This is a genomic window from Fodinicurvata fenggangensis DSM 21160 (assembly GCF_000686045.1).
Lineage (GTDB): Bacteria > Pseudomonadota > Alphaproteobacteria > Kiloniellales > DSM-21159 > Fodinicurvata > Fodinicurvata fenggangensis.
The window spans coordinates 23,494-30,788 of record NZ_JMLV01000020.1 but is presented as its reverse complement, the minus strand read 5'-3'; the positions used below and the strand labels follow the sequence as shown (position 1 = coordinate 30,788).

Below are 7,295 nucleotides of genomic sequence, written 5' to 3'. Positions count from 1 at the left end.
GATTGTCTGCAACATCGGGCACTTCGACAACGAGATCCAGGTCGAGGGGCTGAAGAACCTGAAGTGGCAGTCGATCAAGCCGCAGGTGGACCAGATCGAGTTCCCGGACGGGCACAAGATCATCCTGTTGGCCGAGGGCCGTCTGGTGAACCTGGGCTGCGGCACGGGCCACCCCAGCTTCGTGATGAGCGCGTCGTTCACCAACCAGGTGCTGGCGCAGATGGAGCTGTGGAAGAACCACGAGAACTACGAGCGTCAGGTCTACGTGCTGCCCAAGCACCTCGACGAGAAGGTCGCCAAGCTGCACCTCGACAAGATCGGCGCCCATCTCTCCGAGCTCTCGAAGGAACAGGCCGAATACATCGGCGTGCCGCTGAACGGGCCGTACAAGAACGAAACGTACCGCTACTAAGTGCGGATCGATTCTAAGACATTCAGTCTGACAAACGAGGAAGAATATCATGACTCGTAAATCCCAGGACCTCTTGGCAGTCGGCAATGCCATCGTCGACGTCATTGCCCGGCAGGATGAGGCTTTCATCTCTTCTCACAGCCTTGAGAAGGGCGGCATGACGCTGATTGATGCGGCAACTGCCGAGAAGCTCTATGACGACCTGGACCAGACGGTGTCGAATTCGGGAGGGTCGGCCGCGAACTCCGCGGCCGCCTTCGCCTCCCTGGGCGGTTCCGTGGAATTCGTGGGCAAGGTGCGTGATGACGAGCTCGGTCACGTCTTCACCCACGACCTGCGGTCCACTGGTGTGAAGTTCGAGGCCTCGCCCGCAGCGGACGGGCCTCCGACAGGACACTGCATGGTTATGGTGACTCCCGATGCGGAGCGCACCATGGCCACCTGCCTGGGTATCGCCACCTCGCTAAATCCGGCCGACATCGACGAGGATGCCATCGCCAGAAGCCGCTATGTCTTCCTGGAAGGCTATCTCTTCGACAGTCCTTCGGCGCGCGACGCCTGCCTGAAGGCCATCACCCTGGCGAAGCTTTACGGCACCCAGATCGTGTTGACCCTGTCCGATGCAGGCTGCGTTGAGCGGCACAAGGGCTTGCTCAGCCGACTGGTCCGTAACTTCTGGATCGACGTCCTGTTCGCCAACGAGACCGAGATTAACGCCCTCTTCGGATCCGAGTCTCTCGAAGAGGCCGCCGAGGACGTGGCAGCCTGCTGCTCGCTGGCGGCCCTGACCCAGAGCGAAAAGGGTTCACTGATCGTCAGCGGCAACAACCGCGTCCGTGTCGCGGCCGAAAGCTTCGGCAAGGCCGTGGATACGACGGGCGCCGGCGACCTCTACGCCGCCGGTTTCCTCTATGGCCTGTCTCAGGACAAGCCCCTCGAGGAATGTGGCCGTCTCGGTGCCCTGGTGGCAGCGGAAAGCGTCACGCACCTGGGGGCTCGTGCCCAGCACGACCTCAAGGAGCTGATTCGCGAAAAGGCTGCCTGAGCGCAGCCTGCAAAAGGAAACGGAAAGCCCCCTTTCCGTACCTTCAGGCCCCGGCCGCATGGCCGGGGCCTTTTTCTATGCCGCAGCCTCTCCTCACCTTGACAGGCTTGAACGACAGTGGACCTTTTTTCACGGCGCACGGCCCATTATAGTAAGGTCACTGCAGCATCGTTTCCCACCTCGATGTGTTCACACAAGTGACTGGAGCAAGCCCATGGGCCAGTTCGGTATCGGACAAGGCGTGCGCCGCCTCGAAGATCAACGCTTCCTGACCGGTGAAGGACGCTACACGGACGACATCGTGGTCCCGCGGCAATGCCACGCCTTTTTCGTGCGCAGCCCCTTTGCCTCTGCCGCAATCACTGCGATCGATATCCAGGATGCGGCCAGCCAACCAGGCGTCCTGGCAATCTACACGGCAGAGAACCTGAGCCAAGCAGGTGTGGGCGATATTCCCTGCCTTGCCCTCATGACGGGGCGCGACGGGCAGAAGGTCAAAACACCTCCCTACCCGGCCCTGGCACGCGAGCGTGTCCACCATGTGGGCGATGCCGTGGCCATCGTTGTGGCGGAAACCATCGAGCAGGCGCAGGAAGCGGCCGAACTGGTCGAGGTCGACTACGACCCCCTGCCGGCTGTTGCCGACATGAAAGCGGCCCTGGAGCCCGATGCCCCCATCGTCCAGGAGTCCCTGTCCAGCAACCTCTGTCTCGACTGGGCCCAGGGCAACGAAACGGATGTCGATGCCGCCTTTGCCAAGGCCGACCACATTGCGCGCATCGAACTGGTGAACAATCGCGTGGTCGTGAACTCCATGGAGCCGCGCGCCCTGATCGCAGACTATGACCCGCAGGAGGACAAGTTCACCCTGCACACCGGCAGCCAGGGCATCTATCGTCTCAAGGACCAGCTCTGCCAGAACATCTTCAACATCCCGGCCGATAAACTGCGCGTCATCACGCCGGATGTGGGCGGCGGCTTCGGCATGAAGATCTTTGCCTATCCCGAGCAGGTGGCCTGCCTTTTCGCTGCACGGGAATTGGGCCGTCCCGTGCGCTGGACGGGAGGGCGCAACGAGTCCTTCCAATCGGATACCCAGGGCCGCGACCACCTGACCACGGCAGAGATGGCGCTGGACAAGGACGGGCACTTTCTGGGCATTCGCGTCTCCACACTGGCGAACCTGGGCGCTTATCTCTCCAACTTCGCCCCCTACATTCCCACCGGTGCCAGCACACAGATGTACTCCGGCCTGTACCGCATCCCGGCCATCCATGCGGAGGTCAAGTGCGTGCTGACCAACACCGTGCCGGTAGACGCCTACCGCGGCGCCGGACGGCCCGAAGCCTCCTATGTCATGGAGCGCCTGGTGGACGAAGCGGCCCGTGTTGTCGGCCTGGACCGCGGCGAAATTCGCGTGCGCAATTTCATTCGTCCCGAGGATCTGCCCTATGATACGGGCCTGAATCGGGTCTACGATTCAGGTGACTATCCGCGCCTGCTGAAAGAAGCCTGCAGGCAGATCGATTGGGACGGATTCGCGGCACGTCGCGCGGACTCCCGCAGTCGTGGCCTGCTGCGCGGCATCGGCCTGGCCTCCTACGTCGAGGCCTGTGGTGGCATGGGCGAAGAAGAGGCCCGCATCTCTTTGGATCCCGACGGCGGCGTCACGCTGGTGATCGGAACCATGACCAATGGACAGGGTCACCACACGGCCTACGCCCAGCTTCTGCACGACAAGTTCGGCCTGCCGCTCGAAAAGATCCGCATGGTCCAGGGGGATTCCGAAACGGTGCACAAGGGCGGTGGTACGGGCGGGTCCCGCTCCCTGCTCATGGGGGGTGTATCGGCCCAGCGTGCCGCCGACAGAGTGATCGAGAAAGCACGTCAGGTCGCTGGCGAAATGCTGGAAGCCGCGCCCGATGATATCGAGTTCGATGAGGGACACTTTCGCATTGCCGGAACCGACCTCTCCATCGAATTGTCCGAAGTCGCCAGGCGCACGCATGAGGGTGCAGGCAATGGCCTGTCCCCCATTGAGGAGACCGACGGCTACAAGGCCGAGGCCCTGACCTTCCCCAATGGCTGCCATGTCTGCGAGATTGAGGTGGACCCCGATACCGGCTGTCTCAGGATTGTCGACTATGTCGTGGTCGATGACTTCGGCACGGTGGTCAATCCGATGCTGGCAGCCGGCCAGGTCCATGGCGGCGTGGCGCAGGGCCTGGGCCAGGCCCTGTTGGAGCATACGGTCTATGATGAAGAGGGACAGTTGATCACCGCTTCGTTCATGGACTATGCCATGCCCAGGGCGGATGACATGCCGGAAGTCAAATTGACGCTGATCGAAGACATGCCGTGCAAGACCAATCCCATGGGTGTTAAAGGAGCCGGCGAGGCTGGTGCAATCGGTGCGCCGCCCGCCATCATGAATGCCCTGCTGGATGCCCTGATCCCGGCCGGCGTGACGCGCATCGACATGCCTGCCACCCCGGAACAGATTTGGCGCGCCCTGCAGGACAGCTCGACCGCTTCCTGACCGCTGTCAACGGAAACCGCAATCATGGACAAAGCCGCCCACTCAATGGACCGCCAGCAGATGATCGACGAGCTGAGAGTCCTGGCCGAGGCCGCGGGCAAGGTCACCCTGCGCTACTATGGCAAGGGGGACGAAATGGGATTGCGCGAGAAGGAAGATTCTTCTCCGGTGACCAAGGCCGACGAAGCCTGCGAGGTTTTCATCCTGGAGGCCCTGGCCAAGATGACGCCGGACCTGCCCGTTATCTCCGAAGAGGCGGCGGAAGCCGGCAAGCTGCCGGACCTGCAGAACCGGCAGCCCTTCTGGCTGGTCGATCCGCTGGACGGTACCAAGGAGTTCATATCGGGCAATGGCGAGTTCACCGTCAACATTGCCCTGATCGAAAAGGGCACCCCGGTTCTAGGCGTGGTTCACGCACCGGCTCTGGGCAAGAGTTGGATCGGGGCGGACAACCAGGCTTTCTTTGCCCGTGATGGCGAGTCCTTCACGCCCATAGAGGCCCGTCAGAGACCAGCCGAAGGGCTGACCGTGGTCGCCAGTCGGCGTCACGGCGGTGGTGATGAACTCGAGACCTTCCTGGCTGGCTACCAGGTGGCCGACCGTGTCAGTGCCGGCTCGTCGCTGAAGTTCTGTCTCGTGGCACAGGGAGAAGCGGACCTTTATCCCCGCTTCGGGCGCACCATGGAATGGGACACCGCCGCTGGCCAGGCGGTACTGCAAGCGGCAGGCGGCCGGGTCGAAACGCGTGATGGCGTGCCGCTGGCTTATGGCAAGCCAGGCTTCGAGAATCCCTATTTCATAGCTTTCGGCCGCGACTGAGGCGCAACTTGCGTCCTGTCTGCGCCGCAGAATAGAACAACAGGTGGAACAAGCATGTCATTGAAGTCTCCGGTGATCACCGTCATGACCAAGGCCGCCAGCAAGGCGGCCCGACACCTCAAACGCGACTTCGGTGAGGTCGAGAACCTGCAGGTCTCCCGCAAGGGACCAGCGGACTTCGTGTCCAATGCCGACATGAAGGCCGAGAAAATTCTGCACGAGGAGCTTTCGCACGCACGGCCCAACTTCGGTTTCCTGATGGAGGAATCCGGGGAGACGAAGGGAGATGACAACCTGGAGCGTCGCTGGATCGTCGATCCACTGGATGGAACGACCAACTTCCTGCACGGCCTACCCCACTTTGCCATTTCCATTGCGCTGGAAGAGCGTGAGCAGATCGTGGCAGCCGTTGTCTATGACCCCCTCAAGGATGAGATGTTCACGGCCGAGAAGGGCAATGGCGCCTTCCTCAATGACCGGCGCCTGCGCGTTTCCTCCCGTCGGCGCATGGATGAATCGATCTTTGCCACCGGCATACCCTTCAAGGGGCTGGAAGGACACGAACGCTTCCTGAACGAAGTGCGCGAAGTCATGGCCGTATCTGCCGGGGTGCGCAGATGGGGCACGGCGTCCCTGGACCTGGCCTATGTGGCTGCCGGACGTTTTGACGGTTTCTGGGAATGGGGACTGAAAGCCTGGGATTATTCCGCAGGCGCCCTGCTCGTTCGCGAGGCCGGCGGCTACATCAGCGAGATCGGCGGACGCAGCCTGACTTCGAAGAGCCCCAACCTGGTCTGTGCCAACGAGTATCTGCATCGCGACCTGGACGGTCTGCTGCGCAAGAGCAGCAAAGACTAGCTGCCCCGGGCCTGTGACCATTAACAGGCCGAAAGAAGGCAAAAACGGTTGTGAGTCAAACGGATCAGTCTTAAGGTTCGCTTGGCTGAACAGGGTACGCCCTCGGGGGAAAACGGCAGCGGGAAACTGATAGAGTGAGACGCTCCAAGAACGTGTCCATTACCCGGCAGGTAGCCGGCCGTCGTGCTATGGGCTTGACGAAAAGCGGTTTGCTGGGCGCAACAGCACTGTTGCTCCTGACCGCCTTACCTCAGGCAGCGGGCGCGCAAGGGAATTCCAGCAATACGGGCATTACGATCAATCGAGACGTGATCGAGTCCCTGGACAATTCGGGTTATGGACAAGGACGTTCCACTGGCCCTCAACAGCAGACAACACCATGGGGCACACCTTTGCCCGGGTCACCCTATGCCCGCTTGCCCAACCGGAGCGCAGGGACTGGACAGGCTGCGACAGGTGATGGGGGACTGGCTTTTCCGCCACGTGAAATGCCACGATCCACGCTGCTGATTGGCGAAGACACGGCAACCACGACGTCAACGCCGACGAGATCTGCGACGGCGCCCACATCGCAGGAGCGACGTTCCACTTCGTCATCCACGACACCCTCATCCCGCTCAACACCACAGGCAGCCGCGCGGCAAGAGGCCCCCGCCCAGCCAGCACCCTCCCAGCCGGCACGCGGCAAGCCGCGGTCCGTTCTTCCGCCTGAAGAAACAGAAACGCACGAGCCAATCGATACAGACTCGGGACTGCGCGACGATGAACGCACGACTCCTGTGCCTGAACCGGCTGATGATGGCCAAGTGGAACAGGACGCATCCACTCAGATGGCTGAGGACAACCAAAGCGACGCCGGCGCGGACCAGCCCGACAGCGCCGGACAGCCAACGGATACGACTGAGCGCCAGACCGATTTGGCTGCAGATGAAGACGAAGCCGGTCCAGAACCCAGCCCGGAACAACAGGAAAGCCAGCAGGCCGCCCCTGTTTCCGATGAGGATACGGACGAAAACGGAACAGACTCCCAGGTTGCCTCCGCGGATGAGGACCTATCCAGCGACACCCAGGATAGCACGCGCGACTCAACACCCGAGGAGCAGGCAGCCGAGACGCAGGAAGCCTCCCAGCCGGAGAGAGACGCGCGTTCAGAGGACAGCCAGCCTGATGAGACTCAGGCCGATGAAACTCAGCAAGCCTCCCTGCCCGATGCCACGGAAACAGGTCAAGTCAGCGAACGGACCATCGAATTCACCTCGGAATCCGCCGATCTCAGCGAGGCTTCGCGCAGCCAGCTGCGTCAGTTGGCAGCGCAGTTGTCGGAACGCAGTTCCATGCGGGTCCAGCTCCTGGCCTATGCGGAAGGGTCCGACGAGGATGCCAGCCAGGCCCGGCGGCTCTCCCTGTCCCGTGCCTTGGCCGTGCGCGCCTATTTGCTTGACCACGGCATCCGGTCCACCCGGATCGATGTCCGAGCGCTCGGCCACAACGCGCCCGGTGATGGATCTGTAAACCGTGTGGATATCGTTCCGGAAGATCCGGAAGACTCCTGAATGGTGGGGACTCTGCCGCAATCCTGCCCGGAGCGCGCAAGAGCAAAGACGTCATATTTATTGCTTACT

The 7,295-nt window shown here is 61.9% G+C and carries 6 protein-coding genes; all 6 read left to right on the top strand.

The window, feature by feature from the left end; translation table 11 throughout:
- On the top strand, positions 1-412 hold a 412-nt coding region (locus BP38_RS0117745; RefSeq protein ID WP_026988822.1), incomplete at its 5' end, for an adenosylhomocysteinase.
- Positions 413-461: 49 nt separating this feature from the next.
- Positions 462-1,457: an adenosine kinase gene (locus tag BP38_RS0117740; RefSeq protein ID WP_026988821.1), complete on the top strand. Its 996-nt coding sequence runs from the start codon at positions 462-464 to the stop codon at positions 1,455-1,457.
- Positions 1,458-1,671: 214 nt separating this feature from the next.
- Positions 1,672-3,996, top strand: a complete 2,325-nt coding sequence (locus tag BP38_RS0117735; RefSeq protein ID WP_026988820.1) for a xanthine dehydrogenase family protein molybdopterin-binding subunit — start codon at positions 1,672-1,674, stop codon at positions 3,994-3,996.
- A gap of 24 nt (positions 3,997-4,020) precedes the next feature.
- Complete coding sequence (gene cysQ / locus BP38_RS0117730) at positions 4,021-4,815, top strand: 3'(2'),5'-bisphosphate nucleotidase CysQ (RefSeq protein WP_035725880.1); 795 nt, start codon at positions 4,021-4,023, stop codon at positions 4,813-4,815.
- A 54-nt stretch (positions 4,816-4,869) separates the two neighbouring features.
- Complete coding sequence (locus BP38_RS0117725; RefSeq protein ID WP_026988818.1) at positions 4,870-5,673, top strand: inositol monophosphatase family protein; 804 nt, start codon at positions 4,870-4,872, stop codon at positions 5,671-5,673.
- Between the two features lie 134 nt (positions 5,674-5,807).
- Positions 5,808-7,226 (top strand): OmpA family protein, encoded by a 1,419-nt coding sequence (locus BP38_RS22415; protein ID WP_155992502.1) that lies wholly within the window; start codon positions 5,808-5,810, stop codon positions 7,224-7,226.
- Positions 7,227-7,295 lie beyond the last annotated feature (69 nt).